Source organism: Pseudomonas marvdashtae (assembly GCF_014268655.2).
In the GTDB taxonomy this organism is placed as follows: domain Bacteria; phylum Pseudomonadota; class Gammaproteobacteria; order Pseudomonadales; family Pseudomonadaceae; genus Aquipseudomonas; species Aquipseudomonas marvdashtae.
Genome location: NZ_JABWQX020000001.1, coordinates 82,026 through 108,922, shown reverse-complemented (window position 1 = coordinate 108,922; position 26,897 = coordinate 82,026). Strand labels below are relative to the sequence as shown.

Sequence of the window (26,897 nt, the reverse complement as noted above, 5' to 3'; positions counted from 1 at the left end):
GACCGTGACGTTCGGGGGCCCCGAGTTTAACGCCGCCCGTTCAGAATAGTGAATGCACAGATAGCAAAAAGCCGGGTTTCCCCGGCTCTTGCTGGCCTGTTCGACTTACTTGCGTTTCATCGACAGGAAGAACTCATCGTTGGTCTTGGTCGTCTTCAGCTTGTCGATCAAGAACTCGATGGCTGCCACCTCATCCATTGGATGCAGCAGCTTGCGCAAGATCCACATGCGCTGCAACTCGTCATCGGCGGTCAGCAATTCTTCGCGACGGGTGCCGGAACGGTTGATGTTGATGGCCGGGAACACACGTTTCTCGGCGATGCGACGGTCCAGGGGCAGTTCCATGTTGCCGGTACCCTTGAACTCCTCGTAGATCACTTCGTCCATCTTCGAGCCGGTTTCAACCAGCGCGGTGGCGATGATGGTCAACGAGCCGCCTTCTTCGATGTTCCGCGCGGCACCGAAGAAACGCTTCGGTTTCTCCAGGGCATGGGCATCGACACCACCGGTCAGCACTTTGCCGGAGCTCGGGATCACAGTGTTGTAGGCACGGGCCAGACGAGTGATGGAGTCGAGCAGGATCACCACGTCCTTCTTGTGCTCGACCAGGCGCTTGGCCTTCTCGATCACCATCTCAGCTACCTGCACGTGGCGGGTCGGCGGCTCGTCGAAGGTCGAGGCAACCACTTCGCCGCGCACGGTGCGCTGCATCTCGGTCACTTCTTCCGGACGTTCGTCGATCAGCAGCACGATCAGGTGAACTTCAGGGTTGTTACGGGCAATGTTGGCTGCGATGTTCTGCAGCATGATCGTCTTGCCCGCTTTCGGCGGTGCCACGATCAGGCCGCGCTGGCCTTTGCCGATGGGTGCGCACAGGTCGATGACACGACCGGTGAGGTCTTCAGTGGAACCGTTGCCGGCTTCCATCTTCATGCGCACGGTCGGGAACAGCGGCGTCAGGTTCTCGAAGAGAATCTTGTTCTTTGCGTTTTCCGGACGGTCGAAGTTGATCGTGTCGACCTTGAGCAGGGCGAAATAACGCTCGCCTTCCTTCGGAGGTCGGATCTTGCCAACGATGGTGTCACCGGTGCGCAAGTTGAAGCGACGGATCTGGCTCGGCGAGACGTAGATATCGTCTGGGCCGGCAAGGTAGGAAGCGTCTGCGGAGCGGAGAAAGCCGAAGCCGTCCTGGAGAATCTCCAGCACGCCATCACCGGAGATTTCCTCGCCGCTTTTCGCGTGCTTCTTGAGCAGGGAGAAAATCACGTCCTGCTTGCGCGAACGGGCCATATTTTCTATGCCCATCTGTTCGGCCAATTCGAGCAGTTCGGTAATCGGCTTTTGCTTGAGTTCAGTCAGATTCATATAGGAATGACGTAATCATTTATGGAGGGGGGAAATTAAGCTTTTGGCTTAATGAGGCCGCGCCGCGGAGAAGGCGACAGGATCGCGTACTTATTCGAAAGGAGAGCGTCGGCGACGGCTTGCAGGGGGCACTGGAGAAACCAGTGCGGGGCCGAATGTACCACCTGGGTTTGCCAGCGTCTAGCCCCGGATAACGAAAAAGCCCCGCGATTTGCGGGGCTTTTCCAGTGGCATTCGGCGCTTAGATGTTGGCGTCGAGGAAAGCAGCCAGTTGTGACTTCGACAGCGCGCCGACCTTGGTGGCCTCGACGTTGCCGTTCTTGAACAGCATCAGCGTCGGGATACCGCGCACGCCGTGCTTGGCCGGGGTTTCCTGGTTCTCGTCGATGTTCAGCTTGGCAACGGTCAGCTTGCCTTTGTAGGTCTCGGCAATCTCGTCCAGGACCGGAGCGATCATTTTGCAAGGACCGCACCACTCAGCCCAATAGTCGACCAGTACCGCGCCTTCGGCCTTGAGTACGTCAGCTTCGAAGCTAGCGTCGCTAACGTGTTTGATCAGATCGCTGCTCATGGAAATCTCCGGGGTCATCAGCAAAAAAACGTGGCCCATCATAGCTGCCCTTCCCGGGTTCAGGAAGCCGCAGTTGATTGAGTCTCGCTATGACGCTTGATGGCTTTAGGTATGGCTCGCCTCACGAAGCGGCAGGCGCAACGAAAGAAATACCGGTACGCAGGGCAGCGTTACGTACATGTTCCTGCATGGCTTTTTGCGCGGCGCCCGAAGCGCGACGAGCCAGGGCGCGAAGGATCTTGCGATGCTCCTGCCAGGTCTCCATCGCCCGCTCCGCCCTGATGAACGGTAGCTTCTGACTTTCCAGGAAGATCTCGGCGCTGGCGGTAAGAATGCTCAGCATCGCCTGATTGCCACTGGCCAGGAGGATCTGTCGATGAAAGTCGAAATCCAGCCGCGCTGCGGCGTCGAAGTCCCCCGCCTTCAACTCCCGGCGCATGGCTTGGAGATTGTCATCCAGCGTATCGAGGTCATCGGCGCTCAACGTCACCGCCGCCAAACCGGCCGCAAACCCCTCCAGGGCATAACGCAGTTGGAAGATATCCACAGGCGAAACCTGGGACGCGAACGGCCAGCCAGGCGCCGAGTCACTGACGAGCACCGTTGCCGGTGATTGCACGAACACCCCTTTGCCCGGTTGGACGCTGATCATCCCCAGCGCACTCAACGACGAAAGCGCCTCGCGCAACGACGCTCGACTCACGCCCAACTGCAGCGCCAGGTCCCGTTGCGAAGGCAGCGAATCCCCCGGACCGAAGCCTTGGTCGGCGATCAATTTGCGAATGGCTTGCAGCGCCACTTCAGGAACGGCACGGGAGATGGAATTCATGTTTTTCAGACGAACCAGGCCAGTGAGCGGCTAGTTGTAAAGCTATTCACAGCGCCCGGCAAGTCGTGCCCCAGCGGGGTTCGGCGGTCAATACCAACGCCCGATAAAGGTGCAAAACCCTGCGCAACTGTTCAGACCAGTAAGACCGCGCCCCACCAGCAAACTCGTGGCTTTTGGAGGACAAACGGCTGCTTGGCATGGCCTGTGCTCTGTCCGAACGCAGAAATCACATCACCGATTGCGGAGATTCGCCATGATTCAGCGTTGCAGCGTTCTGCTCACTGCCCTGTTTGCCAGCCTGATGCTCACCCAGCTGCCTGCCCACGCCGATGGCCTGGAGGACGTGGTCAAGCGCGGCACGCTCAAGGTCGCGGTGCCGCAGGACTTCCCGCCATTCGGCTCCGTAGGGCCGGACATGAAGCCCCGCGGCCTGGACATCGACACCGCTAAATTGCTGGCCGACCAACTCAAGGTCAAGCTTGAACTGACCCCGGTCAACAGCACCAACCGCATTCCGTTCCTGACCACTGGCAAAGTCGACCTGGTGATATCCAGCCTGGGCAAGAACCCGGAGCGAGAAAAAGTCATCGACTTCTCCAGCGCCTATGCGCCGTTCTACCTGGCTGTGTTCGGCCCGCCTGATGCCGCAATCAATGGCCTGGATGACCTCAAGGGCAAGACCATCAGCGTCACCCGTGGCGCCATCGAAGACATCGAGCTGAGCAAAGTCGCCCCCGAAGGCACCACCATCAAGCGCTTCGAAGACAACAACTCGACCATCGCCGCCTACCTGGCCGGTCAGGTGGACCTGATCGCCAGCGGCAACGTGGTCATGGTCGCGATCAGCGAACGCAACCCCAAGCGCGTCCCGGCGTTGAAAGTCAAACTCAAGGATTCACCGGTGTACGTGGGCGTGAACAAGAACGAGCCGGCGCTGTTGGACAAGGTCAACCAGATCCTCGCCACCGCCAAGACCGATGGCAGCCTGGAGAAAAATTCCCAGACCTGGCTCAAGCAGCCGCTGCCGGCCGACCTTTGATCGTCGCTTGAGAGGCTGAGCATGGCTTATCAGTTCGATTTCCTGCCGGTGGTGCAAAACACCGAGCTGCTGTTGCGCGGCGCGCTGTTCACCCTGGAGCTGACGGCCATCGGCGCGTTGCTCGGGGTCGGCCTGGGCATCGTCGGGGCGGTGGTGCGGGCCTGGAATATCCGTCCGTTCGCGGCGATCTTCGGCGCGTACGTGGAATTGATCCGCAACACGCCATTCCTGGTTCAACTGTTTTTCATCTTCTTCGGCTTGCCGTCCCTGGGCTTGCAGATTTCCGAATGGCAGGCCGCGGTGTTGGCGATGGTAATCAACCTTGGCGCGTATTCCACCGAGATCATCCGCGCCGGCATCCAGGCCATCCCACGGGGTCAACTGGAGGCCGCGGCAGCCTTGGCGATGAGCCGCTTCGAAGCCTTTCGCCACGTAGTCCTGTTGCCGGCGCTGGGCAAGGTCTGGCCCGCGTTGAGCAGCCAGATCATCATCGTGATGCTCGGCTCCGCCGTCTGCTCGCAGATCGCCACCGAAGAGTTGAGCTTTGCCGCCAACTTCATTCAATCGCGCAATTTCCGCGCCTTTGAAACCTATGCGCTGACGACGCTGATCTACCTGTGCATGGCGCTGCTGATCCGCCAGTTCCTCAATTGGGTCGGGCGTCGCTACATCGCCAGGAGCAACCAATGAGCGATTTCACTTTCTGGGACGTGGTGCGCAACCTGCTCACCGGCCTGCAATGGACCCTGGCGCTGTCGCTGGTGGCGTTTATCGGCGGTGGCGTGATCGGCTTGCTGGTGATGGTGATGCGCATCTCCAAGCGCGCCCTGCCCCGTAATATCGCTCGTACCTACATCGAGCTGTTCCAAGGCACACCGCTGTTGATGCAGCTGTTCCTGGTGTTCTTCGGCGTGGCGCTGGCCGGGGTGGAAATTTCACCGTGGATGGCGGCGGCCATCGCCTTGACGCTGTTTACCAGCGCCTACCTGGCTGAGATCTGGCGCGGTTGTGTTGACTCGATTGCCAACGGCCAGTGGGAAGCCTCCGCGAGCCTGGCCCTCAACCCACTGGAGCAGTTGCGCTACGTAATCCTGCCTCAAGCCCTGCGTATCGCGGTGGCGCCGACCGTGGGCTTTTCCGTGCAAGTGGTCAAAGGCACGGCGGTGACGTCGATCATCGGCTTTACCGAGCTGACCAAGACCGGCGGCATGTTGGCCAACGCCACGTTCGAGCCGTTCATGGTCTATGGCCTGGTCGCCCTCGGTTACTTCCTGCTCTGCTACCCCTTGTCCCTCAGTGCGCGCTACCTGGAAAGGAGACTGCATGCCTCTGCTTAGAATTACCGCCCTGCATAAATACTACGGCGATCATCACGTACTCAAAGGCATCGACCTGAGCGTCGAGGAAGGCCAGGTGGTGGCGATCATCGGCCGCAGCGGCTCGGGCAAATCCACCTTGCTGCGCACTCTCAATGGGCTGGAATCGATCAACGACGGCGTGATCGAAGTCGACGGCGAATACCTCGATGCCGCCCGCGCCGATTTGCGCAGCCTGCGGCAGAAAGTCGGGATGGTGTTCCAGCAGTTCAACCTGTTCCCGCACCTGACGGTCGGCGAAAACGTCATGCTGGCGCCGCAGGTTGTGCAAAAAGTGCCCAAGGCCAAGGCGGCCGAGCTGGCGCGGCAGATGCTGGAACGGGTCGGGCTCGGCGAGAAATTCGATGCCTTCCCGGACCGCTTGTCCGGCGGCCAGCAGCAACGGGTGGCGATTGCCCGCGCCCTGGCGATGTCGCCGAAGGTGCTGTTGTGTGACGAAATCACCTCCGCCCTGGACCCGGAACTGGTCAACGAAGTCCTCAGCGTCGTGCGACAACTGGCCAAGGAAGGCATGACGCTGATCATGGTCACCCACGAAATGCGTTTCGCCCGGGAAGTCGGCGACAAACTGGTGTTCATGCATCAGGGCAAGGTGCACGAGGTGGGCGATCCCAAGGTGCTGTTCGCCGATCCGCAGACGGCGGAACTGGCGAACTTTATCGGAACGGTCGAGCCTGCCTGATCTCGAGGCCAAGCGCGGACTGAATGGGTTTTGGGGCTGCTGCGCAGCCCAGCGGGAGCAAGCTCCCTCGCCACTGGGAGGCCACGCCAGCACTGCTCTGGCTCAAGGGTTTGGATCAGGTGCGTTGGCGTAAGCGGTCGATCGTGGCAGGATGGCAAGGTTATCGACCGAGACTTTTTGACCATGCCGCCATCCCAAGCCAAGAATCTGTCCCTGATTGCCGCCATCGACCTGGGTTCCAACAGCTTTCACATGGTCGTCGCCAAGGCCCAGAACGGGGAAATCCGCATTCTTGAGCGACTCGGCGAGAAGGTCCAGCTGGCCGCCGGCATCGATGAAGAGCGAAAGCTCAGCGAAGAATCGATGCAGCGCGGGCTTGATTGCCTGAAACGATTCGCCCAACTGATCAACGGCATGCCCCTGGGCGCGGTGCGGATCGTTGGCACCAACGCCCTGCGCGAGGCGCGCAACCGTGGCGAGTTCATCCGTCGCGCCGAGGAAATCCTCGGCCATCCAGTTGAAGTCATTTCCGGCCGTGAAGAAGCCCGCCTGATCTACCTGGGCGTTTCCCACACGCTGGCGGACACCCCGGGCAAGCGCCTGGTGGCGGATATCGGCGGCGGCAGTACCGAGTTCATCATCGGCCAGCGCTTCGAGCCGCTGCTGCGCGAAAGCCTGCAGATGGGCTGCGTCAGCTACACCCAGCGCTACTTCCGCGACGGCAAGATCACCCCGGCCCGCTATGCACAGGCTTATACAGCGGCGCGCCTGGAGATCATGAGCATCGAACACGCCCTGCACCGCCTTACCTGGGATGAAGCCATAGGCTCGTCAGGGACCATCCGCGCCATCGGCCTGGCGCTCAAGGCGGGCGGGCATGGTTCCGGCGAGGTCAATGCCGAGGGGCTGGCCTGGCTCAAGCGCAAGGTGTTCAAGCTCGGTGATGCGGACAAAATCGATTTCGAAGGCATCAAGCCCGACCGCAGGGCGATCTTCCCGGCGGGCCTGGCGATTCTCGAGGCGATTTTCGATGCCCTCGAACTGCAACGCATGGACCACTGCGAAGGCGCCCTGCGTGAAGGCGTGCTGTATGACCTACTGGGCCGCCATCATCACGAAGACGTCCGCGAGCGCACCTTGGGCTCGCTCATGGAGCGTTATCACGTCGATCAGGAACAGGCAGCCCGAGTCGAGCGCAAGGCGCTGCACGCCTTCGACCAGGTGGCCCAGGACTGGGACCTGAACGACGGCATCTGGCGCGAGTTGCTGGGTTGGGCCGCGAAGGTCCATGAGGTGGGCCTCGATATCGCCCATTATCACTACCACAAACACGGCGCGTACCTGATCGAACACTCGGACCTGGCGGGTTTCTCCCGGGAAGACCAGCAAATGCTCGCGTTATTGGTCCGCGGTCACCGGCGCAATATTCCCAAGGATAAATTTGCCGAGTTCGGCGATGACGGCATCAAGCTGATTCGCCTGTGCGTGTTGCTGCGCTTCGCAATCCTGTTCCACCACATCCGCGGTACTCAGGAAATGCCTCAGGTGGTCCTGCGGGCCGATGGCGATGAACTGGACGTGCTGTTTCCTGAAGGCTGGCTGGAAGAGAACCAACTGACCCAGGCCGACTTCGCCCAGGAAGCGGAATGGCTGACCCGGGTTGGGATTGGGCTGAACATTCACTGATTGCTCGCTGGAATCGTGGCTTAGCTGCAATCCATTGTGGCGAGGGGATTTAGCGAAACGTCGCACCGCCCCGCTGGGCTGCGAAGCAGCCCTAAAACCTGGCAGCGCGGTGCATCAGATCCACTGAGCCCAACCTCTCAGGGGCTGCTGCGCAGCCCAGCGGGGATAAATCCCCTCGCCACAGCAAGCTCCCTCGCCACAAAAGCCAAGCGCGTCTCCGAGCGTTTAACGAACCGCCAACACCGGGCTGCTCAGGCGATCCAGCAAGGTCGCCTGGGCGCTGCGCGGGTTCTGGTTGCCGGTCGGCGTGTTGCGGATGTAGCGGCCATCCGACTGCAGGCTCCAGCTGTGGGTATTGTCGGTGAGGTAGCTTTCCAACTCTTTCTTGACCCGCAGGATCAGCTTCTTGCCTTCCACCGGGAAGCAGGTCTCGACACGCTTGTCGAGGTTGCGCTCCATCCAGTCAGCGCTTGAGAGGAACATCTGCTCCTCGCCGCCGTTGAGGAAGTAGAACACCCGCGTATGCTCCAGGAATCGCCCGATGATCGAGCGCACGTGGATGTTGTGGGAAACCCCTGGGATGCCCGGTCGCAGGCAGCACATGCCGCGCACCACCAAATCGATACGCACGCCCGACTGGCTGGCCTTGTACAACGCACGGATGATCTTCGGATCGGTCAGCGAATTGAACTTGGCGATGATGTGCGCCGGCTTGCCCTCCAGGGCGAACTGCGTCTCCCGGGCGATCATGTCGAGCATGCCTTTTTTCAGGGTGAACGGTGCGTGCAGCAGCTTCTTCATACGCAAGGTCTTGCCCATGCCAATCAACTGGCTGAACAACTTGCCGACGTCTTCGCACAAGGCATCGTCGGAGGTCAGCAGGCTGTAGTCGGTGTACAGGCGGGCGTTGGCGGCGTGGTAGTTGCCGGTGCCCAAGTGGGCGTAACGCACGATTTCACCGGCTTCACGGCGCAGGATGAGCATCATCTTGGCATGGGTCTTGTAGCCGACCACGCCATAGATCACCACCGCACCGGCCGCTTGCAGACGGCTGGCCAGCTGCAGATTGGATTCCTCGTCGAAGCGCGCCCGCAATTCGATCACCGCCGTGACTTCCTTGCCGTTTCGCGCCGCGTCCACCAGGGCATCGACGATTTCCGAATTGGCGCCGCTGCGATACAGCGTCTGGCGCACCGCCAATACATGGGGATCCTTGGCGGCCTGGCGCAGCAAGTCGACCACGGGCGTGAACGACTCGAAAGGGTGCAGCAGCAGAATGTCCTGCTTGCTGATCACGCTGAAAATGTTTTCGCTGTTCTGCAGCAGTTTCGGGATCTGCGGCGTGAACGGCAGGTATTGCAGTTCCGGATGGCTGTCCAGGCCGGTGATGCTGAAGAGTCGGGTCAGGTTGACCGGGCCGTTGACCTGGTACAGCTCGGTTTCATGCAGGTTGAACTGCTTGAGCAGATAGTCGGACAGGTGTTTCGGGCAGGTGTCGGCCACTTCCAGGCGCACCGCATCGCCGTAGCGACGGGAGAACAGCTCGCCGCGCAGGGCGCGGGCCAGGTCTTCGACGTCCTCGGTGTCCACCGACAGGTCGGCGTTTCGGGTCAGGCGGAACTGATAGCAACCCTTGACCTTCATGCCTTGGAACAGGTCATCGGCATGGGCATGGATCATTGACGACAGGAACACATAATTGTCGCCTGGGCCGCCGACGTCTTCCGGCACGCGGATGATGCGCGGCAGCAGGCGCGGCGCTGGAATGATCGCCAGGCCGGAATCGCGACCGAAGGCGTCGATGCCTTCCAGCTCGACGATGAAGTTCAGGCTCTTGTTGACCAGCAACGGGAACGGGTGCGTCGGGTCGAGACCGATCGGGGTGATGATCGGCGCGATCTCGTCGCGGAAATAACGGCGCACCCAAGTCTTGATCTTGGTATTCCAGTTGCGGCGACGGATGAAGCGCACCTGATGCTTTTCCAGCTCCGGCAACAGGATGTCATTGAGAATCGCGTACTGCCGGTCCACGTGACCGTGGACCAGTTCGCTGATGCGCGCCAAGGCCTGGTGCGGTTGCAGGCCGTCGGCGCCGGCCTGTTCACGGGCGAAGGTGATCTGCTTCTTCAGGCCGGCGACGCGGATTTCGAAGAACTCGTCCAGGTTGCTGGAAAAAATCAGCAGGAACTTCAGCCGCTCCAGCAACGGATAGGACTCATCCAGCGCCTGTTCCAGCACGCGGATGTTGAATTGCAGTTGCGACAGCTCGCGATGGATGTACAGGCTGCTGTCATCCAGGTTCGGGATGGCAATCGCCGGGGCCGGGGCCGGCTCGGTGACGGCCGGGGGAGCGGGCTCCAGCTCCGGCGGGGTCTCGGCGATCTGCTCGACCACGGGTTGAGCGTCTTTTACGGCAACTTCAGAGAGTCCTTCGGTATTCATCGCAAGTTCCTGGGAGGCTATTTCTGCTCTCGTAACAATTGGGCGGCGCGCACGGCAAAGTAAGTCAGGATGCCATCAGCACCGGCGCGTTTGAAAGCGGTCAGGGATTCGAGAATCACCCCTTCGCTCAACCAGCCGTTCTGGATCGCCGCCATGTGCATGGCGTACTCGCCGCTGACCTGATAAACAAAGGTCGGCACTTTGAATTCTTCTTTGACCCGGCAAAGAATGTCGAGGTAAGGCATGCCAGGCTTGACCATGACCATGTCTGCCCCTTCTGACAAGTCAGCGGCCACTTCGTGCAGGGCTTCATGGGCATTGGCCGGGTCCATCTGATAAGAGGCCTTGTTGGCCTTGCCCAGGTTCAGGGCCGAGCCCACCGCGTCGCGGAACGGGCCGTAATAGGCACTGGCGTACTTGGCCGAGTAGGCCATGATGCGCACGTTGACGTGGCCTGCGACTTCCAGGGCCTCGCGGATCGCCTGGATGCGCCCGTCCATCATGTCCGACGGCGCCACCACCTGAGCACCGGCCTCGGCGTGGGACAGCGCCTGCCTGGCCAGTGCATCGACGGTGATGTCGTTCTGCACGTAGCCTTCTTCGTCGAGGATGCCGTCCTGTCCGTGGGTGGTGAACGGGTCCAGCGCCACGTCGGTGATCACGCCCAGTTCCGGGAAGCGCTCGCGCAGGGCACGGGTCGCGCGCTGGGCAATACCGTCCGGATTCCAGGCTTCGGCGGCGTCCAGCGACTTGAGGCCCGGCGGCGTGACCGGGAACAGCGCCAGCGCCGGGATACCCAGCTCGACCCACTCGGCCGCCGCTTCGAGCAGCAGGTCGATCGTCAGGCGTTCGACGCCGGGCATCGAGGCCACCGCTTCGCGACGATTCTCCCCGTCGAGCACAAATACCGGCAGGATCAGGTCATCGGTAGTCAGCACGTTTTCACGCACCAGCCGACGAGAGAACTCATCACGACGGTTGCGACGCAGCCGGGTGGCGGGGAACAGACGATTGGCGGGGGTAAAGCTCACGGCAGACTCCTGAGCCCGCAAACGGGCGAGCGTGACAGTTATAGGCGCACATTATGACGAACGTATGACAGTTGTGCTAAAGCGCGACCGGTAGTCGCAGGCATTGTCTTCTGTAGGAAATGTTCACGTCGAGACACATTTCGATACTTTCCTGAATGTGTCCGAAGGGTTAGGCTGCGCGTTCATTTCGCCAGCACCCAGACGATGCTCCAACAATTTCTGCATGACTTCGGCTACTTTGCCCTTTTTATCGGGACGTTCTTCGAAGGCGAAACCATCCTTGTGCTCGCAGGTTTCCTGGCGTTCCGTGGCTACATGGACATCAACCTTGTAGTGGTCGTGGCGTTTTGCGGAAGCTACGCGGGCGATCAGCTGTGGTATTTCCTGGGCCGCAAGCATGGGCGCAAGTTGTTGGCACGCAAGCCGCGCTGGCAACTGATGGGTGATCGCGCGCTGGAGCACATCCGCAAGCATCCGGACATCTGGGTCCTGAGCTTTCGCTTCGTCTATGGTTTGCGCACGGTGATGCCGGTTGCGATCGGCCTATCGGGCTATCCGCCGGGCCGCTACCTGCTGCTTAACGGCATCGGCGCGGCAATCTGGGCGACAGCGCTGGCCGCCGCTGCCTATCACTTCGGCGCGGTGCTCGAAGGCATGCTGGGCAGCATCAAGAAATACGAGCTGTGGGTTTTGGGTGCCTTGTTGTTGCTGGGCTTGGGCTTGTGGCTGCGTCGGCGCATCAAGAATGCGCGATTGGCCAAGAAAGTCCTTGAGGCCGAGCGCCTCGAACAAGCCAAGGCCGGCGAACCTACGACGCCAATCGAGTAAACCGGCTGCGGCAGCAGTACAGCCCGATGCCACTCACCAGGCTATAGCTAAGCAGCCCGACCCAAGCCACCGGGCTGGCCGGCCATAACCCGGCCAGCGGCGCCAGCCACACCAGTGGCAGGGCCAAAGCCAACCGCAGCAGCTCCAGCTTCAGTGCCCACGGGCGATTCTCCAGGGCCACGCCCAACACGAACAGACCGAACGCCACCGCGCCCCAACCCAGCACCAGGGCGCTGGCCGGCAGGCTGTTTTCCAGGTTCATCAAGTAACTGCCCAGGGCAATATAGACGCAAAACTGCAGCGCTACGTACCACTGCTGACGCCCGTCCAAAGGCACGTCGAATTTGCGGAACTGGCTCAGGTCGGGCTTGTTCAGCGGGTACCTGGCCGCCACGTCCGCTGGCCGCCAGCCGGTGGGCATGAACCAGATCCGCAGCTTGTCCCACCAGCGTTCGGCGCGACGGGCATCGGCCCATAACTGCGCATAGAACTGCAGGTTTGCCCATAGAGGGTTCCAGCTCGCCAGCGGCGTGGTCACGCCAAAAATCACCGGCTCGCGATCGTCTTCTTCCTGAAAGGTACCGAACAGACGGTCCCAAATAATGAACACACCGCCGTAGTTGCGATCCATGTAGAGAGGGTTCTGTGCATGGTGGGCACGATGATTGGACGGCGTGACAAAGCACCACTCCAGCCAGCCGAGCTTGGGAATGTGCTGGGTGTGAACCCAGAACTGGTACAGCAGGTTCAGCGCGGCGACGCTGACGAACACCGTCAGCGGCACGCCCAGCACCGCCAGCGGCAGGTAGAAAATCCAGCTCAGCAAAAAACCGGTGCTGGTCTGGCGCAATGCGGTGGAGAGGTTGTAGTCCTCGCTCTGGTGGTGCACCGAATGAGCCGCCCAGAGAACGTTGCGCTCGTGGCCCAGGCGATGCAGCCAGTAATAGCAAAAGTCGTAGAACACAAAGGCGAAAACCCAGGCCCAGGCCTGATCGGGCGGCAACTCAAGGATCGCCAGGTGCTCCAAGGCAAAGGCGTAGGTCACCAGTCCCAGGCCTTTGGCCAGCAAGCCCGTGGTAGTCGACAGCACACCGGTGCTGAGGCTGTTGATGGCATCCGCTACGCGATAGTGACTCATGCCACGCCAGCGGTCGGCCAGCCACTCGACGGCGATCAACACGAAGAAAAACGGCACGGCATACAGGATGAAATTCATGATGCGACCCGGGCATGCACAGCAAGGAGAGAGTGGCAGATTAGGTGTAGCTGCCAGATCCACCTATGGCAACGAGTGACAAATTAGTGGACATTTAACGCCATGAATCTGGAGAAAAGCCCATGAGCAAAAAAGTAGCAGTGATCCTTTCCGGCTGTGGCGTGTATGACGGCGCCGAGATCCACGAAAGCGTGATTACCCTGCTGCGCCTCGACCAGCGTGGCGCGCAGGTCCAGTGCTTCGCCCCCAACATTGCCCAACTGCATGTGATCAATCACCTGACCGGCGAAGAGATGCCCGAGAGCCGCAACGTCTTGGTGGAGTCGGCGCGTATCGCCCGGGGCAACGTGAAAGACCTGCGCGAAGCCAGGGTCGAGGATTTTGATGCGCTGATCGTGCCCGGCGGCTTTGGCTCGGCAAAGAACCTGTCCAATTTCGCCGTCGAAGGCGCTGGATGCAGCGTCCAGCCAGAAGTCCTGGCACTGACCGAGGCCTTTGCCGAGGCCGGGAAGCCGGTGGGGCTGATCTGCATTTCACCCGCCCTGGCGGCAAAGATCTATGGCCCGGGAGTAACCTGCACCATCGGCACGGATGCCGACACAGCCGCGGCCGTGACTAAGATGGGCGGAACGCACGAGGAATGCCTGGTCACCGACATCGTTGAAGACACCGCGCGCAAACTGGTCAGCACGCCCGCCTACATGTTGGCGCAGAACATCAGCGAAGCTGCTTCAGGCATCAACAAGCTGGTGGACCGGGTGTTGGAACTGACGCACGAAAACGACGCCTGACACCATCCGACCCGGTGGGGAGACTCAGGGCAAGCGGGCCAAACGCGTCAGTATCCGGTCCAGCGCATTGGCAAACCCCTGCTTGTCCCGTTCGCTGTAAGCCGCCGGGCCGCCGCCCATATGGCCTTGTTCACGCAGATCGGTGAACAGGTTGCGCACCGCCAGTCGATCGCCCATGTTCTGCGCGTCGAACTCCTTGCCGCGAGGATCCAGGGCAGCGACGCCGTTCTTCACGAGACGGTCGGCCAGCGGCACGTCGCTGCAAATCACCAGTTCGCCAGGCACGGCATGTTCCACCAGATAGTCATCCGCCGCGTCAGGACCACTGGGCACCACGATCAGCTTCACCAGCGCCAGGCCCGGCTTGGTCTGCGGTTGCCCGGCGACCAGCACCACCTCGAACTGGCGCTTCAAGGCGAACTTGACCACCAGCTCCTTCGCCGCCTTCGGGCAGGCATCGGCGTCGATCCATACACGCATTGTGTTGTTTCCTCATGTTGATGTTCAGGAAACCTGAACTCGACGCTTCTCCGCCACCCAGCTACGCCCGTACAACACAATGATGGCCGTGATCGCCACGGCCTGGGCCGCCAGTGAATATGCATCGGCATGGATGCCCAGCCAATCGAAGTCGAAAAAGGCCACCGGGTGCGTGCCGAAGATCCCGGCTTCCTGCAAGGCCTTCACCCCATGCCCGGCGAACACCACCGACAACGCGCATAGCAGTGCAGCGTTGATGCTGAAGAACAGCGCCAGCGGCAGTTTCGCCGAACCTCGCAAAATCACCCAGGCCAACCCTACCAGCAGGACCAGCGCCGTCGCGCCGCCCGCCAGCACGGCGTCATGCCCGGCAGGACCGGCCTGCAGCCATAGGGTTTCGTAAAACAGGATCACTTCGAACAGCTCCCGATAGACCGAGAAGAACGCCAGGATCGCAAAACCGAAACGACCACCGCCGCCCACCAGGCTGCTCTTGATGTAATCCTGCCAGGCCGCCGCGTGGCGTCGGTCGTGCATCCACACGCCCAGCCACAGCACCATCACACTGGCGAACAACGCGGTTGCACCTTCAAGCAGCTCCCGCTGCGCGCCGCTGACGTCGATCACATACGCGGCCAGCCCCCAGGTCGCCAGGCCGGCAAGCAGTGCCAGGCCCCAACCGACGTTGACGCTGCGAACCGCCGATTGCTGCCCGGTGTTGCGCAGGAACGCCAGGATAGCCGCCAGTACCAGAATCGCCTCCAGGCCTTCGCGCAACAAGATCAGCAAGCCCGAGATGTAGCTCAGCGACCAGCTCAAGCCATCGCCACCCAGCAGGCCCGCGGATTCCTTCAACTTGGCCTTGGCCATGTCCAGACGCTGTTCGGCCTGCTCGATTGGCAAGCCATCCTGCAAGGACTGACGGAACGCCATCAAGGCCTTTTCGGTGTCCTTGCGCACGTTGGCGTCGACGTTATCCAGGGAGCTTTCCACCAGCTCGAAGCCTTCCAGATACGCCGCTACCGATAAGTCGTAGGCTTGGTCATGATCACCGGCACGATACGCCGCGATGCTTTTATCCAATGTCGCGGCGGTATAGTCGAGCAACTGCGCCGGACCGCGCTGCACTTGTGGTGGCTGGGCCCGCTGGGCCCGGAATGTCGCCGCTGCCGCAGGCCCCTGGGCGGCGAGGATTTCGGCCGGGGTCTGGCGGGCCAGATCGGCAAGGTTGAAGGTCTGCTCGCCCTTGGCTGCAGCCGGGTCGGCGCTGAAGCTGGCAATGTAGGTCGCCAGGTCCCAGCGCTGACGGTCATCGAACTGGTCGGCGAAGGCCGGCATGTCGGTGCCTTCGACGCCCATGCCCAATGTGTTGTAGATCGCATAGAGGCTCAGCCGATCCAGGCGTTGACCGTCGCGCAGGTTCGCGGGCGGCGGCTCCAGGCCGACGCCCGCCGGGCCGTCGCCAGCGCCGGTGTCACCATGGCAGACCGAGCAGTGCTGGGCGTACAGCGGCGCACCGCGGGTCGGATCCGGGGTGATGATCGGCGCCTGGCTGACTTCATACGCCACGGCGAGCCTTGCGCCCAACTGCCGCGCCAGGTGGGAAACGTCAACGCCGTCCTGGCGCTCGGTGATCGCCTTGCGCAAGGAATTGATGCCTTGACTCAACTCGGCCTTTTCCGGCTTGGCCGGCAGTGCGCCGACCAGCCCTTCCAACGCCCCGGTAAATTCAAGTTGCTCACGGTACTCAGCCTCGTCGATGACCTTTCCGGCCTCGACAGTCGCCGGGTAATCCGCCCCGATGTAATCCAACAAATGCAGGGCCTGAGGCGCACCTTCAACAGGGTCAGCCAGCAAGTTGGCACTGCACAGCGCAAGCAAGGGCAACGCCAACCAGGCCAGAAAACGAAACGGGGCAGTCATGAATGACTCTCGATCGGAAATAAGAAGTAACACATTGTTCACTTCCAATGCGCTTGGCTCAAGCACCGATGTGTTTTGCCCAAGCATTTTCATCGGATCTTCATGCTTTGAAGATGACATCACAAAAACATCATTTAGAAATCAAAAAGCCACTACGCAAACAAATCCACTGCTTATAATGCGCCGCCTTCTTATTAGAAGACGGCATAACAGCTCCTCTGGATTTGAGGAACCGACGGCGCACAAGCGCCTGTCCGTGGATCGCCCCAGCCCGACCCGCACACCCGGCTGATACTCAGGGAAGAAGTGTTCATGGCATCCCGTGCCCTTTTCTCGGTCGCCCTCGGCGCGATCACCTTGCTGTCCGGCTGCTCGGCGTTTCGCAACTACGACAGCGAACTGGCCCAGACCAATCAGCAACTTGCCTCTGGCAACGTCGACGCGGCGTTGACCCTGCTGGAAAAAAACAACACCAGCAAAGACAAAGACCTGCTCTATTTCTTCGAAAAGGGTGAGCTGCTGCGCGCCAAGGGCGACCTCTCTGGCAGCCAGACCGCCTGGGGCAGCGCCGACCAGCAAGTCGGGCAGTGGGAAGACGCCGTCAAGCTCGATACCGCCAAGTACCTGGCGCAGTTCGGCAGTTTTCTGGTCAACGACAAAGTCCGGCGCTACGAGGGCTACGACTATGAAAAAGTCATGCTCACCACGCAGATGGCCTTGAACTTGCTGGCCGTGAACGATTTCGACGGCGCCCGGACGCAGATCAAGAAGACCCACGAGCGCGAAGCCGTGATTGCCGACTTGCGCGACAAGGAATATCTCAAGCGCGAGGAGGACGCCGAGAAGCAAGGGGTCAAGACCGAATACAAGGACCTGCGAGGTTATCCGGTGGCGAGCCTGGACGCCCCTGAAGTGGTGAGCCTGAAAAACAGTTATCAGAGCGCGTTCAGCCATTACCTGGCCGGCTTCGTCTACGAAGCCCTGGGTGAAAAAGACCTGGCCGCACCGGGTTATCGCAAAGCCGCCGAACTGCGCCCCAACACACCGCTGCTGGAGCAGGCGCTGCTCAACCTCGACAAGCCTGCCGCCAAGGACGACGACAGCGATATTCTGATCGTGGTGCAGAGCGGCCTGGCGCCGTCCCGGGATTCAATCCGCATCCCGCTGCCCTTGCCCATCAGTGGAAATCTGGTCATCACGCCGTTGTCGTTCCCGCTGATCAAGCCAGACACGTCCACCGCTACCTTTACCCAGATCGGCGTCGACGGTCGCCAGCTGGACCTGACCCAGCTCAACAGCACCACCGCCATGTCGCGCCGGGCCCTGCGCGATGACATGCCGGGGATCATCCTGCGCACTTCCGTGCGGGCGATTACCCGTGGCGTGGCGCAAAAACAGATCAACGAAACCAACCCCCTGGCCGGCCTGGCCGTGGGCATCACCTCGGCCGTGCTCGAAGGCGCCGACACCCGGACCTGGCGCACCCTGCCGGATTACACCCAAGTGGTGCGCCTGCGCCTGAAGAAGGGCGAGCACCAAGTCACCCTGCCCAGTGCGGTAGGCGGCTCGGTGGTCAAGGTCAAGATCGACCAGCGTTACCAAGTCATCAGCCTGCGGGCGGTGGGCAACCAGGTCTTCGCCGGCGGCCTCGCGGCCCAGGTGATCCCCAGCGCCAACCCCACCGCCATCGCTCTCAAGCAACCTTAAGAACGGAGTCTTGTTCACATGCGTTTAAAACTGATCGCCGTCGGCGTCCTGGCCTTGCTGGCCGGTTGCGCCACCCCACCGCCGGAACCCGGCAGCGCCGCCAGCAAGGTCGTGGCGATGGGCAAGACCAAGAATATCGTGGTCGGTGCCATGCGCGTCGCCCGGGAAAACGGCTACATGACCGTCAACGTGCAGTTGAGCAACACCAGCTACAACAACAAGACCCTGTACTACCGCTTTGCCTGGCTGGGGCCGGAAGGGTTCCCGATCGCTGAAGAGGAAAGCTGGAAAACCCTGACGCTATACGGTGAACAGACGCGCTTCTTGCCGGCCATCGCGCCAACACCCAAGGCGGTGGATTTCCGTTTGGAAATCAATACCCCGTAAGGCTTGCCGGACAAAAAAACCTTTTTTGCAGTTATTTGAGAGCACCCCACATGTTTGTACGCATTTCATCCCTTGCCCTCGTCGCCCTGCTCGTTAGCGGCTGCGCCAACAATTCACCGGTCCTGGGCAACAAGAACATCAGCTATGGCGACACCAAGGCCGTGGAAACCGTCACCAACGAGTTCGGCTCCACCGACCTGCAGATGATCGCCGAATCCATGACCCGCTCCCTCGCCCAGTCCGGCGTCTTGCAGGGCCGTCCGGTGGTCCAGGTCTATGACGTGAAGAACAAGACCAGCGAGTACATCGATACCCGCGAAATCACCACCAGCATCAAGACCCAACTGATGAAGACCGGCGCCGCACGCTTTGCCAGCGACAACAACGCCATGGACAGCCAGGTCGACCAGCTCAAGCTGCAAAACCAGAGCGGCCTGTACAAGAAGAGCACCGTGGCCAAGACCGGCAACATGATCGCCGCCAAATATCGCATCGAGGGTTCCATCAGCTCGATCGTCAAGCGCAGCGAAGACTACAAGGACGTCTTCTACAAATTCAGCCTGCAATTGATCGACGTTGAAAGCGGTCTGGCCGAATGGATGGACGAGAAAGAAATCCGCAAGACGACGGAGCGCTAACCCATGCGCACATGGATCGGCATAATGGCCCTGGCTTGCGCATTCAGCGCGCAGGCGGCCCCAAAAGTGGCGGTGACTGACCTGGCGTATCAGGAACGCGTGGAGGAATACATCCATACGGTTTCGGCCCAGAGCAATTTCCAGGCGAACGGCTACAGCGCCAGCGCTTCGTCGAGCTACGACGAGATGGAAGCCACCAGCAGCTACATCGAGCAAGGTGAACTGCGCAAGTTTACCGGTGACATCAAGGGTGAAATCCTGCGCAGCGGGATGTTCCAGCTGGTGCAAGGCACGCCGTATACCGCATCGTCCAAGGGCGACGTCTACGACGTGATCAAGCGAATCAAGGCGGGTAACTTCAAGGGCGCCGACTACGTGCTGTTCGGCACCGTGTCGGACATCGACTTCACCCGTGACATCAACGAACTCGGCACTGCAGACAGTTACTCGGCTGTGCTTGCGCTGACGCTGGTGGCCGATTTCAGCTTGATCAATACCAAGACCTTTGAAATCACCTCGGCTTTCACCGCCATGGGCGAAGGCCAGGATACCAAGCTGTTGAACCATCGGGACGTGCGTATAAGCCTCAATCGTCCGCGGGTGGTACGTGAGGTGTCCAAGGCCCTGGGAGAGGACGTGGCGCGGCAGATGAGCGAGCAGCTCGGCGGCCCGAGCCATGAACAGGCTGGCGAGCCGGTGCAGCGTAATAACCTGCCGAGGGATACCGTTCCGGTGATCCTGCGCTGAATCGCATTGCCAGATAACTGCTTTTCGTGGCGAGGGAGCTTGCTCCCGCTGGGCTGGTCCGACGCCTCGGGCGACGCAGCCCCAAGATCTTGCGAGCGCTGCGCACTCGAGCGGGGATAAATCCCCTCGCCACAAGGCGCTCTCGCCACAGTTGGTTGGTCTACACCGAAGCCTTGCGAATCGTCGCCAGCAGACCCGCTGCGCCGATGAACAGTCCGGCAAAGGTTCGGTTCATCCGCCGTTGCTGTTTCGGCGTGCGCAACAGGCGCAGGACCTTGGACGCCAGTCCGGTGTACCCGGCCATGACGACGAGGTCGACGCAGATCATGGTCAGGCCCAGGATCAGGTATTGCTTGATCAAGGGTACGTGGGGATCGATGAACTGCGGCAGCACCGCAAGCATGAACACCAAGGCCTTGGGGTTGCTGATGTTCACCAGGAAGCCTCGGAACACCAGCGCCAGCGGCTTGCCGATGGGCCGCACGGCCGCATCGTCGCTGAGGTCAGCGGGAATGGCCCGCCACTGCTTGACGCCCAGATAGACCAAGTACGCAACGCCAAACCATTTGATCGCGTAGAACGCGGTGGCGGACGCGGTGAGGATCGCGCCAACACCCGCCGCGACGATCACGATTTGCAGCGCCAGGCCCAATTGCAAGCCCAGGGCGTTCCAGTATCCGCGCCAGAAGCCGTATTGCAGGCCGCTGGACATCGATGCAATCGCACCCGCGCCCGGCGAAAGGCTGATAACCCAACAAGCGGCGAAGAACGCCAGCCACGTTTCCAGCAACATCGCACACCTCGGCTCAGACTCGTCGAAACGAATAAGCTAATGCGCCGCCGTGCGGATCACCACCGTTTTTTTCAGAAACCCAAGGGAATCGGTCTACTCGACGAAACCGCCGACCGGAAAGGCCTCGCTGCCACGCCAGCGGCGGACCGAACGCTGGAAGAACAGACTATTGGGCACTTGCACCATGGAACTACCGGTACCCAGTTCTTCGGGTTCGATCAGTGTGGTGTAGAGCAGATTGATGGCCACGACCCGCCCCTTGATGCCGGGTTTGTCGGTGGACTCTACCAGCTCGACCACATCACCGAGGCGGAACGGCCCGACGGTGTAGATCAGGATGGCGCACAGCAGGTTCGACAGCACGCTCCAGATCGCGAAGAACGCCACCGCCGCCACCGCGACGAACCCCGACAACGCGGTCCACAGCACCGTGGCAGACACGCCCAGGCGCTCCAGGGCCACCAGCACCGCGCTGCCCATGATCAGCCAGCGCAGCACACCGCGCAGGATGATCACCAACTGGGTCGGCAATGGGTAGCGTTCGCCAAGGCCCGTCAGCGCGCGCGCCACGAAACGTTGGGCAACATATCCTGACAACAGGATCAGCAGGATTTGCACGCCGAGCCAGATCGGCTCGATCCACATGACGGGTATGGGCAAGGACAACGCTTCCATCAGGACAACGCCTCCAGCTCCGCTTGCAGGTTTTCGAGCAATTCCAGGGCTAGCATCCACGCCTCCTCAAGTTCCGCTTCCTTGACCTTCAGCCGGGCCTGTTCAGCCAGCAGATCACGCAGCTCATCCTTGCGTGCTGCCTCGTAAAGACCGCTATCGCCAAGGCTGGTTTCGATTTTCTGCAGTTTTTCATGCAGCTTGCCCAGCTCGGCTTCGAGCTTGTCGGCCTCGCGCTTGTGCGGTGCCAATTGTTGACGCAACGCCGCGGCGGCTTGGCGCTGGGCTTTCTTGTCGGTCTTGTCGGGGTTCACCGGCGTGTTGCTGACCGGTGCGTTGCGCTGGCGATATTCCACCAGCCAGCGCGCATAGTCTTCGAGGTCGCCATCGAACTCTTCGACTTTGCCGTCGGCCACCAGGAAAAAGTTGTCCGTGGTGCTCTTGAGCAAGTGCCGATCGTGGGACACCACCAGCACCGCGCCGCTGAATTCCTGCAACGCCATGGTCAGGGCCAGGCGCATTTCCAGGTCCAGGTGGTTGGTCGGTTCGTCGAGCAGTAGCAGGTTGGGTCGGTCCCAGGCGATCAACGCCAGCGCCAGTCGAGCCTTCTCGCCACCGGAGAAGTTCAGCACCGGTTCGTCGATCCGCGCGCCGCGGAAGTCAAAACCGCCAAGGAAATCCCGCAGTGTCTGCTCGCGTTCGGTCGGCGCCAGGCGTTGCAGATGCAGCAGCGGGCTGGCCTTGGCATCCAGGGAATCCAATTGATGCTGGGCGAAATAACCGACCACGGTGTTTTCACCCCGCGTCAGGCGTCCGGCCAACGGCTGCAGCTCACCGGAAAGGTTTTTGATCAGGGTCGATTTGCCCGCACCGTTAGGCCCCAGCAGACCGATTCGCGCACCGGGGGTCAATTGCAACTTGACCTTCTCCAGAACGGTTTTGTCACCATAGCCCAATCGCGCGTCGGACAGATCGATCAGCGGACTGGATATCTTGGACGATTCGCGGAAGACAAAATCGAACGGCGAATCGACATGGGCCGCCGACAGCTCTTCCATCCGCTCCAGGGCCTTGATCCGGCTCTGGGCCTGGCGGGCCTTGGTGGCCTGGGCCTTGAAACGCGCGATGTAGCTCTCCATGTGCGCACGCTGCGCCTGCTGCTTCTCGTACGCCTGCTGCTGCTGCGCCAGGCGCTCGGCGCGGGCACGCTCGAAGGCACTGTAACCGCCGCGGTACAAGGTGATCTTGCGCTGGTCGACGTGCGCCACGTGATCCACCACAGCGTCGAGGAAGTCGCGGTCGTGGGAAATCAGCAGCAGCGTGCCAGGATAATTCTTGAGCCAGTCCTCAAGCCAAATGATGGCGTCGAGGTCCAAGTGGTTGGTCGGCTCATCGAGCAGCAGCAAGTCCGACGGGCACATGAGGGCTTGTGCGAGGTTCAGGCGCATCCGCCAGCCGCCGGAGAAATCGCCGACCTGGCGATCCATCTGCTCGTTGGTAAAACCCAGCCCGGCCAGCAACTTCCGCGCACGGGCATCGGCGGTGTAGCCATCGGCGCTATCGAGCTCGGAATGCAGGCGGGCCTGGGCGGCGCCATCATGGGCCGCTTCGGCGGCTTCAAGGTCGCGCTGAACCTGACGCAGACGCAAGTCGCCGTCGAGCACATAATCCACCGCCAGGCGTTCGAGCGTATCGACCTCCTGACGCATATGGGCGATGCGCCAATCGGCCGGCAGGAAGCAATCGCCGGAATCGGGGTGCAACTCGCCGCGCAACAAAGCGAACAGGCTTGATTTGCCGGCGCCGTTGGCGCCGATGAGGCCGGCTTTGTGGCCGGCGTGCAGGGTCAGCTCGGCGTCTTCTAGCAGACGTTGCGGGCCACGCTGTAAAGTCAGGTTCTGAAGTCGAATCATAATGGCGGCGGAGTCTACCAGCTTCGCTCGCAACTGGCGCGAGTAGCACGATGTCCTCTGATCTATGGAGCTTTGCGGTCAACCTTTACGCCAAGCCTGGCGTGGAGCCTGCATGCCTGGCGCTGCAGGCGTGCGGCGGGAACGTCTGCCTGATGCTTTGTGGGCTGTGGCTGGAACGACGCGGTGTGGTGTGCAACGAACAGCGGCTGCAACAGCTGCGACAGCTGGCCGAGCCTTGGGACGCAGCGGTCGTCCAACCGTTGCGCACGTTGCGTACCCGATGGAAAGAGCACGCCCTCCGGGACACAGGGCTGAGTGATCTTCGCGAACAGGTCAAGAGGCTGGAACTGGAAGCCGAACGGCAATTGCTCGAACGATTGGAGGCAGCGGCCGAGGACTGGCCAGAAGGACAACAGCGAGATGCAGCGCAATGGCTGCCCAGGCTGGCGGCGAGCACCGACCTAGCCAACCACGACGCGCTGCATCAGCTGCGCGTCGCGGTATCGGGTACTTAAGAAGCGCTGGGTGTCGTGGTGCTCGATGCCGTGGCGACGCTTGGATTCAGCGCCGGTGCTGGCGTGCTCGCCGCAGGAGCGGGTGTCGCTGCTGGCGTGGTTGCTGGAGCCGCAGGCTTGGCAGCTGGAGCAGCCGCCGGTTTTGCCGCAACGGGCTTCTTCACGGCCGGCTTCGCAGCGGGCTTGGCAGCAGGTTTTGCAGCGGCCGGCTTGGTCGCGGCGGGTTTCGCAGCAGGCTTGGCAGCGGGTTTAGCCGCAGCCTTGGCCGCAGCCTTGGCAGCAGTTGGCTTGGCCGCAGGCTTGGCAACTGACTTGGCCGCGGCGGGTTTCGCAGCAGCAGTCTTGGTTGCCGCAGGCTTGGTTGCCGGTTTGGCAGCGGCAGGTTTTGCAGTTGCTTTGGCAGCAGGTTTGGCAGCAGGTTTGGCAGCAGCAGTTTTCGTCGCAGCGGGTTTGGCGGCGACGGTCTTAGCGGCAGGCTTGGCAACCGGTTTGGCGGTTGCTTTTGCAGCAGGCTTGACGGCAGCAGGTTTGGCGGCCGCGGTTTTTGCCGCAGGCTTGGCGGCAACCTTGGTGGAGGCCGTTTTCGCGACAGGTTTCACAGCGCTGGCGGCAGCGGTTTTTTTCGCGGCAGGTTTGGCCGCCGGCTTGCCAGGCGCTTTTGCCACAGCCTTGACGGCCGGCTTGGCAACCACCTTGGCTGCGGGTTTTGCCGCGACAGGTTTAGCGGCCGGTTTTTTGGCCGATACAGCGGCAGGCTTGGCAGCACGAAGACTCAGCGCCTTGCTCGCAGCTTCCTGGACGCGACCGACACCTTGGGCCAGCTTCAGGCTTTCCTGGGCATCACGTTTGAGCTGGAGGATGTACGCGCGGGTTTCGGATTGACGATCCTTCAAGGCATCGAGCAGGTTTTCGAGTTCTTTCACGCCGTCCTTGGCCTTGGCTTGTGCCTTGGCCTTGCCGGCGGTTGCAGCGTCTTGCAGCTTGGTGCGCGACTTGTGCAGTTTTTCCTGCGCCTTACCGCGTTGCTTTTCCAGTTTGGCGAGCAGTTTTTCAGCATCAGCCAGGGCTTGGGAGCAGGCATTTTCCAGATGTTCGAGCAAGCTGCCCGAGAGTTGTTGGAGCAAGTGCAACGGAGTATTTACAGGCTTCTTGGTGGCCGACATGGTTTACCTCCTGACTGACGTGAGTGCGGCTCATACTAGACCTCTGCTGCAACCGCCGCTAGGGCATGTTGACACTACTCATGGCGTTGCGTTGCACGAGACAAAAAATCTTCTGCGCCGTCGCCTGGGCAACTCGCTTTTATTGATATCGGCACTGGCATAATCCCTCGAATCGAGGCCGGAGAAAGTACACATGTCGCGTCACCTTTTTTTACTCCTTTGCATGGTTTGCTCCACGGCTCAGGCCGCCGAAAAAACCAACGCAAACGATGCCCGCGACCTGGCCTACAGTCTCGGCGCAAGCCTGGGCGAACGCCTGCGCCAAGACGTGCCCGACCTCCAGATACAGGCTCTGGTCGAAGGTCTGCAACAAGCCTACCTCGGCAAGCCATTGGCCTTGAAGGATGAACGCATCGAACGAATCCTGGCCGAACACCAGGCGCAATTGACGGCGCAGTCGGCAACACCGCAAGAAGCAATGGCGCTGAAGACAGAGCAGAAATTTCTCAGCGAGGAAAAAAACCGGCCAGGCGTCCAGCAACTGCCGGACGGCATTCTGCTGACCGAACTCAAGTCAGGCAGCGGCGCGAAAGCCGGACTCCACGGCAAGGTCCAGGTGCGGTATGTCGGTAAATTGCCTGACGGCACCGTATTCGATTCCAACCATCAAGCGCAGTGGTTCAATCTCGACAGCGTGATTGATGGTTGGCGCAGTGCGCTGCCACAGATGCCGGTGGGCGCGAAGTGGCGGTTGGTGATTCCTTCCACCCTGGCCTATGGCGCCGAAGGTGCCGGGGACCTGATTCCGCCGTTCACGCCACTGGTGTTTGAAATCGAGTTGCTCGGCGCGACGACCTGAAGCTTGAAACGAAAAACGGTGCGCAATGCGCACCGTTTCCTGTTACCGCGATTCCCTCAAGCCTGGACCGCAGCCTCTTCCTTGTGGGCGTTGTGCAGCACTTCGATCAGGCAGTCTTCCAGTTCGAAACGCTCATGCAGCAAGCCGCCCAGTTCCTTGAATTTTTCCGCTACGCATTTGCCTTCATCGCAGAGGTCATTGAAAGCCAACAGCTTCTCGGTGATGACGTCGATGCGTGGATAAATCGTATCGGCCAGTTCCAGGCCACGCTTGTCGTTGAAGGCCTTGGCCTCGCCCGTCAGTTGCTCGTAAATCTCGAAATGACCAGCTGATACATAGTCCACCAGCACACCGCAAAATTCTTGCAGCGGCTTGCGACTTTCACTCAGTGCTTCAGGCTTGTCGCCAAGAGCATCATAGGCTCGAACCAGTTCGTGACGCTCCTGCAACCAGCGGTCGATTAGCAGATGCACTCCACCCCAGCGTTCCTGAGCATTCTGACAACTTTCGAGCATGGTGATTTCTTCCCTTCTGAGTCATGCCCCTCGCAGTCTGAAACACGCCTGTATGACCAGGGGCAAGCCAGACACAACATGATCGAGTGGCATGATTCCAATGATACGTGCGGGCCAGATTATGCCCGCACGACAGCTGCTTCAAGGTACGCAGGAGATAAAGTTCATACAAGTGTTTAATCCAGCGCCCGGACCAACTGCGACGTCTTGCCGCTAAAGGGCCGTAGCAGGGCATTCCAGGCCAGGCGCAACAGCAGGTAGGTCATCGAAACAGATACAGCGAGAAAAAACAGCAGGCTCCATTCGGGAACGCTCAGATCGAACAACGTCCAGGTGATGTTCGTGCAGTCGGACGCACCATTGGCAACGTGACGCATGGCGTGCCACCAGGAATCTGCCCCCCTCAAGTGGGTAATGCAGTCAGGCAAAAGCTCATCGGAATCGGTCTGCGCCAGAACATTTCGCCACGCCAGGGCCAGCCCTGCCGACGCGAAAATCACGGCCGTTGCTGCATAAACCATGCTACCCCTTCGCCCTGGGCCATGTACGCATGCACCAAGGCAATTAATCAGGAACAGCATCAGGCATAACCGCTGCAGAATGCACAGGCTGCAGGGGGAAAGGCCGACCGCGTATTCCAGATAACTGGAAACGCCCAAAGCCAAGGCTGCTGCGATGGAAGCCATGAGAAACAAGAAGCGTGAGCTGGCCAAAGACATGGCGGTTCCG

27 protein-coding genes are annotated in these 26,897 nt (G+C 60.9%); 13 read left to right on the top strand and 14 right to left on the bottom strand.

The window, feature by feature from the left end; genetic code table 11:
- Positions 1–105 precede the first annotated feature (105 nt).
- The 3 genes from rho to HU742_RS00530 form a co-directional block, all read right to left on the bottom strand.
- A complete protein-coding gene (gene rho / locus HU742_RS00540) occupies positions 106–1,365 on the bottom strand; it encodes a transcription termination factor Rho (protein WP_017845130.1) in 1,260 nt (419 codons plus the stop codon).
- 241 nt (positions 1,366–1,606) lie between these two features.
- The gene (gene trxA, locus HU742_RS00535; protein ID WP_003206727.1) at positions 1,607–1,936 is read right to left on the bottom strand and encodes a thioredoxin TrxA; all 330 of its coding nucleotides are present in this window, start codon (positions 1,934–1,936) and stop codon (positions 1,607–1,609) included.
- Between the two features lie 121 nt (positions 1,937–2,057).
- Positions 2,058–2,765, bottom strand: coding sequence for a FadR/GntR family transcriptional regulator (locus HU742_RS00530; RefSeq protein WP_186643417.1), 708 nt, complete (start codon positions 2,763–2,765; stop codon positions 2,058–2,060).
- A gap of 253 nt (positions 2,766–3,018) precedes the next feature.
- On the opposite strand from HU742_RS00530, the gene HU742_RS00525 reads away from it, so the two are divergent.
- From HU742_RS00525 to ppx, 5 genes are all read left to right on the top strand, one after another.
- Positions 3,019–3,804 (top strand): transporter substrate-binding domain-containing protein, encoded by a 786-nt coding sequence (locus tag HU742_RS00525; protein WP_186633849.1) that lies wholly within the window; start codon positions 3,019–3,021, stop codon positions 3,802–3,804.
- 21 nt (positions 3,805–3,825) lie between these two features.
- On the top strand, positions 3,826–4,494 hold the full coding sequence (locus tag HU742_RS00520) for an amino acid ABC transporter permease (RefSeq protein ID WP_186633846.1): 669 nt from the start codon (positions 3,826–3,828) through the stop codon (positions 4,492–4,494).
- Positions 4,491–5,141 (top strand): amino acid ABC transporter permease, encoded by a 651-nt coding sequence (locus HU742_RS00515; protein WP_186633843.1) that lies wholly within the window; start codon positions 4,491–4,493, stop codon positions 5,139–5,141. Before HU742_RS00520 ends, HU742_RS00515 begins: the two co-directional genes overlap by 4 nt.
- The gene (locus HU742_RS00510) at positions 5,128–5,862 is read left to right on the top strand and encodes an amino acid ABC transporter ATP-binding protein (protein ID WP_030138144.1); all 735 of its coding nucleotides are present in this window, start codon (positions 5,128–5,130) and stop codon (positions 5,860–5,862) included. Before HU742_RS00515 ends, HU742_RS00510 begins: the two co-directional genes overlap by 14 nt.
- A 183-nt stretch (positions 5,863–6,045) precedes the next feature.
- Positions 6,046–7,548, top strand: coding sequence for an exopolyphosphatase (gene ppx / locus HU742_RS00505; RefSeq protein ID WP_186643416.1), 1,503 nt, complete (start codon positions 6,046–6,048; stop codon positions 7,546–7,548).
- 225 nt (positions 7,549–7,773) lie between these two features.
- Here ppx and ppk1 read toward each other — a convergent pair whose 3' ends face one another.
- Entirely contained in the window at positions 7,774–9,990 is a 2,217-nt protein-coding gene (ppk1, locus tag HU742_RS00500; RefSeq protein ID WP_186633836.1) for a polyphosphate kinase 1, read from the bottom strand.
- Between the two features lie 17 nt (positions 9,991–10,007).
- Positions 10,008–11,021, bottom strand: a complete 1,014-nt coding sequence (gene hemB, locus HU742_RS00495) for a porphobilinogen synthase (RefSeq protein ID WP_186643415.1) — start codon at positions 11,019–11,021, stop codon at positions 10,008–10,010.
- Positions 11,022–11,225: 204 nt separating this feature from the next.
- Between hemB and HU742_RS00490 the strand changes: the two genes are divergently transcribed.
- The gene (locus tag HU742_RS00490; protein WP_186633830.1) at positions 11,226–11,849 is read left to right on the top strand and encodes a DedA family protein; all 624 of its coding nucleotides are present in this window, start codon (positions 11,226–11,228) and stop codon (positions 11,847–11,849) included.
- Here HU742_RS00490 and HU742_RS00485 read toward each other — a convergent pair.
- The gene (locus HU742_RS00485) at positions 11,830–13,065 is read right to left on the bottom strand and encodes a sterol desaturase family protein (protein WP_186643414.1); all 1,236 of its coding nucleotides are present in this window, start codon (positions 13,063–13,065) and stop codon (positions 11,830–11,832) included. The two genes, HU742_RS00490 and HU742_RS00485, sit on opposite strands and share 20 nt — an antisense overlap.
- Positions 13,066–13,187: 122 nt before the next feature.
- On the opposite strand from HU742_RS00485, the gene elbB reads away from it, so the two are divergent.
- Positions 13,188–13,856, top strand: coding sequence for an isoprenoid biosynthesis glyoxalase ElbB (elbB, locus tag HU742_RS00480; protein ID WP_186612767.1), 669 nt, complete (start codon positions 13,188–13,190; stop codon positions 13,854–13,856).
- Positions 13,857–13,880: 24 nt separating this feature from the next.
- On the opposite strand, the gene HU742_RS00475 is transcribed toward elbB, so the two are convergent.
- Together HU742_RS00475 and HU742_RS00470 are read right to left on the bottom strand one after the other, a co-directional pair.
- Complete coding sequence (locus HU742_RS00475; RefSeq protein WP_186643413.1) at positions 13,881–14,336, bottom strand: YaiI/YqxD family protein; 456 nt, start codon at positions 14,334–14,336, stop codon at positions 13,881–13,883.
- Between the two features lie 24 nt (positions 14,337–14,360).
- On the bottom strand, positions 14,361–16,259 hold the full coding sequence (locus HU742_RS00470) for an FTR1 family protein (protein ID WP_186643412.1): 1,899 nt from the start codon (positions 16,257–16,259) through the stop codon (positions 14,361–14,363).
- 312 nt (positions 16,260–16,571) lie between these two features.
- Here HU742_RS00470 and HU742_RS00465 point away from each other — a divergent pair, with 312 nt between their 5' ends.
- The 4 genes from HU742_RS00465 to HU742_RS00450 are packed head-to-tail and all read left to right on the top strand — an operon-like array spanning position 16,572 to position 19,738.
- Entirely contained in the window at positions 16,572–17,966 is a 1,395-nt protein-coding gene (locus tag HU742_RS00465; protein ID WP_186643411.1) for a COG3014 family protein, read from the top strand.
- 18 nt (positions 17,967–17,984) lie between these two features.
- Positions 17,985–18,353, top strand: coding sequence for a YcfL family putative periplasmic lipoprotein (locus HU742_RS00460; protein ID WP_186643410.1), 369 nt, complete (start codon positions 17,985–17,987; stop codon positions 18,351–18,353).
- 50 nt (positions 18,354–18,403) lie between these two features.
- Entirely contained in the window at positions 18,404–18,991 is a 588-nt protein-coding gene (lpoB, locus tag HU742_RS00455; RefSeq protein WP_186612758.1) for a penicillin-binding protein activator LpoB, read from the top strand.
- Between the two features lie 3 nt (positions 18,992–18,994).
- Complete coding sequence (locus tag HU742_RS00450; RefSeq protein WP_186643409.1) at positions 18,995–19,738, top strand: penicillin-binding protein activator LpoB; 744 nt, start codon at positions 18,995–18,997, stop codon at positions 19,736–19,738.
- Positions 19,739–19,898: 160 nt separating this feature from the next.
- Here HU742_RS00450 and HU742_RS00445 read toward each other — a convergent pair whose 3' ends face one another.
- From HU742_RS00445 to HU742_RS00435, 3 genes are all read right to left on the bottom strand, one after another.
- A complete protein-coding gene (locus tag HU742_RS00445; protein WP_186633809.1) occupies positions 19,899–20,531 on the bottom strand; it encodes a LysE family transporter in 633 nt (210 codons plus the stop codon).
- Between the two features lie 93 nt (positions 20,532–20,624).
- Positions 20,625–21,206, bottom strand: a complete 582-nt coding sequence (locus tag HU742_RS00440; RefSeq protein ID WP_186633808.1) for a mechanosensitive ion channel family protein — start codon at positions 21,204–21,206, stop codon at positions 20,625–20,627.
- Positions 21,206–23,116, bottom strand: coding sequence for an ATP-binding cassette domain-containing protein (locus tag HU742_RS00435; protein WP_186633805.1), 1,911 nt, complete (start codon positions 23,114–23,116; stop codon positions 21,206–21,208). Before HU742_RS00435 ends, HU742_RS00440 begins: the two co-directional genes overlap by 1 nt.
- Positions 23,117–23,166: 50 nt before the next feature.
- On the opposite strand from HU742_RS00435, the gene HU742_RS00430 reads away from it, so the two are divergent.
- The gene (locus HU742_RS00430; protein WP_186633802.1) at positions 23,167–23,631 is read left to right on the top strand and encodes a TIGR02444 family protein; all 465 of its coding nucleotides are present in this window, start codon (positions 23,167–23,169) and stop codon (positions 23,629–23,631) included.
- On the opposite strand, the gene HU742_RS00425 is transcribed toward HU742_RS00430, so the two are convergent.
- Positions 23,628–24,794 carry an AlgP family protein gene (locus HU742_RS00425; protein ID WP_186633799.1) on the bottom strand — a complete coding sequence of 389 codons (1,167 nt, stop codon included), beginning with the start codon at positions 24,792–24,794 and terminating at the stop codon, positions 23,628–23,630. The genes HU742_RS00430 and HU742_RS00425 overlap by 4 nt on opposite strands.
- A 193-nt stretch (positions 24,795–24,987) precedes the next feature.
- Between HU742_RS00425 and HU742_RS00420 the strand changes: the two genes are divergently transcribed.
- On the top strand, positions 24,988–25,653 hold the full coding sequence (locus HU742_RS00420) for an FKBP-type peptidyl-prolyl cis-trans isomerase (RefSeq protein ID WP_186633796.1): 666 nt from the start codon (positions 24,988–24,990) through the stop codon (positions 25,651–25,653).
- A 56-nt stretch (positions 25,654–25,709) separates the two neighbouring features.
- Here the strand turns inward: HU742_RS00420 and HU742_RS00415 are convergent, their stop codons facing one another.
- A complete protein-coding gene (locus tag HU742_RS00415; RefSeq protein ID WP_039590209.1) occupies positions 25,710–26,168 on the bottom strand; it encodes an Rsd/AlgQ family anti-sigma factor in 459 nt (152 codons plus the stop codon).
- A gap of 176 nt (positions 26,169–26,344) precedes the next feature.
- Positions 26,345–26,887 (bottom strand): disulfide bond formation protein B, encoded by a 543-nt coding sequence (locus HU742_RS00410; RefSeq protein ID WP_186633794.1) that lies wholly within the window; start codon positions 26,885–26,887, stop codon positions 26,345–26,347.
- Positions 26,888–26,897: the final 10 nt, after the last annotated feature.

Coding starts and splice junctions, on each gene's coding strand:
- rho (WP_017845130.1), bottom strand. CDS start 1,365: ATGAATCTGACTGAACTCAAGCAAAAGCCGATTACCGAACTGCTCGAA.
- trxA (WP_003206727.1), bottom strand. CDS start 1,936: ATGAGCAGCGATCTGATCAAACACGTTAGCGACGCTAGCTTCGAAGCT.
- HU742_RS00530 (WP_186643417.1), bottom strand. CDS start 2,765: ATGAATTCCATCTCCCGTGCCGTTCCTGAAGTGGCGCTGCAAGCCATT.
- HU742_RS00525 (WP_186633849.1), top strand. CDS start 3,019: ATGATTCAGCGTTGCAGCGTTCTGCTCACTGCCCTGTTTGCCAGCCTG.
- HU742_RS00520 (WP_186633846.1), top strand. CDS start 3,826: ATGGCTTATCAGTTCGATTTCCTGCCGGTGGTGCAAAACACCGAGCTG.
- HU742_RS00515 (WP_186633843.1), top strand. CDS start 4,491: ATGAGCGATTTCACTTTCTGGGACGTGGTGCGCAACCTGCTCACCGGC.
- HU742_RS00510 (WP_030138144.1), top strand. CDS start 5,128: ATGCCTCTGCTTAGAATTACCGCCCTGCATAAATACTACGGCGATCAT.
- ppx (WP_186643416.1), top strand. CDS start 6,046: ATGCCGCCATCCCAAGCCAAGAATCTGTCCCTGATTGCCGCCATCGAC.
- ppk1 (WP_186633836.1), bottom strand. CDS start 9,990: ATGAATACCGAAGGACTCTCTGAAGTTGCCGTAAAAGACGCTCAACCC.
- HU742_RS00490 (WP_186633830.1), top strand. CDS start 11,226: ATGCTCCAACAATTTCTGCATGACTTCGGCTACTTTGCCCTTTTTATC.
- HU742_RS00485 (WP_186643414.1), bottom strand. CDS start 13,065: ATGAATTTCATCCTGTATGCCGTGCCGTTTTTCTTCGTGTTGATCGCC.
- elbB (WP_186612767.1), top strand. CDS start 13,188: ATGAGCAAAAAAGTAGCAGTGATCCTTTCCGGCTGTGGCGTGTATGAC.
- HU742_RS00475 (WP_186643413.1), bottom strand. CDS start 14,336: ATGCGTGTATGGATCGACGCCGATGCCTGCCCGAAGGCGGCGAAGGAG.
- HU742_RS00470 (WP_186643412.1), bottom strand. CDS start 16,259: ATGACTGCCCCGTTTCGTTTTCTGGCCTGGTTGGCGTTGCCCTTGCTT.
- HU742_RS00465 (WP_186643411.1), top strand. CDS start 16,572: ATGGCATCCCGTGCCCTTTTCTCGGTCGCCCTCGGCGCGATCACCTTG.
- HU742_RS00460 (WP_186643410.1), top strand. CDS start 17,985: ATGCGTTTAAAACTGATCGCCGTCGGCGTCCTGGCCTTGCTGGCCGGT.
- lpoB (WP_186612758.1), top strand. CDS start 18,404: ATGTTTGTACGCATTTCATCCCTTGCCCTCGTCGCCCTGCTCGTTAGC.
- HU742_RS00450 (WP_186643409.1), top strand. CDS start 18,995: ATGCGCACATGGATCGGCATAATGGCCCTGGCTTGCGCATTCAGCGCG.
- HU742_RS00445 (WP_186633809.1), bottom strand. CDS start 20,531: ATGTTGCTGGAAACGTGGCTGGCGTTCTTCGCCGCTTGTTGGGTTATC.
- HU742_RS00440 (WP_186633808.1), bottom strand. CDS start 21,206: ATGGAAGCGTTGTCCTTGCCCATACCCGTCATGTGGATCGAGCCGATC.
- HU742_RS00435 (WP_186633805.1), bottom strand. CDS start 23,116: ATGATTCGACTTCAGAACCTGACTTTACAGCGTGGCCCGCAACGTCTG.
- HU742_RS00430 (WP_186633802.1), top strand. CDS start 23,167: ATGTCCTCTGATCTATGGAGCTTTGCGGTCAACCTTTACGCCAAGCCT.
- HU742_RS00425 (WP_186633799.1), bottom strand. CDS start 24,794: ATGTCGGCCACCAAGAAGCCTGTAAATACTCCGTTGCACTTGCTCCAA.
- HU742_RS00420 (WP_186633796.1), top strand. CDS start 24,988: ATGTCGCGTCACCTTTTTTTACTCCTTTGCATGGTTTGCTCCACGGCT.
- HU742_RS00415 (WP_039590209.1), bottom strand. CDS start 26,168: ATGCTCGAAAGTTGTCAGAATGCTCAGGAACGCTGGGGTGGAGTGCAT.
- HU742_RS00410 (WP_186633794.1), bottom strand. CDS start 26,887: ATGTCTTTGGCCAGCTCACGCTTCTTGTTTCTCATGGCTTCCATCGCA.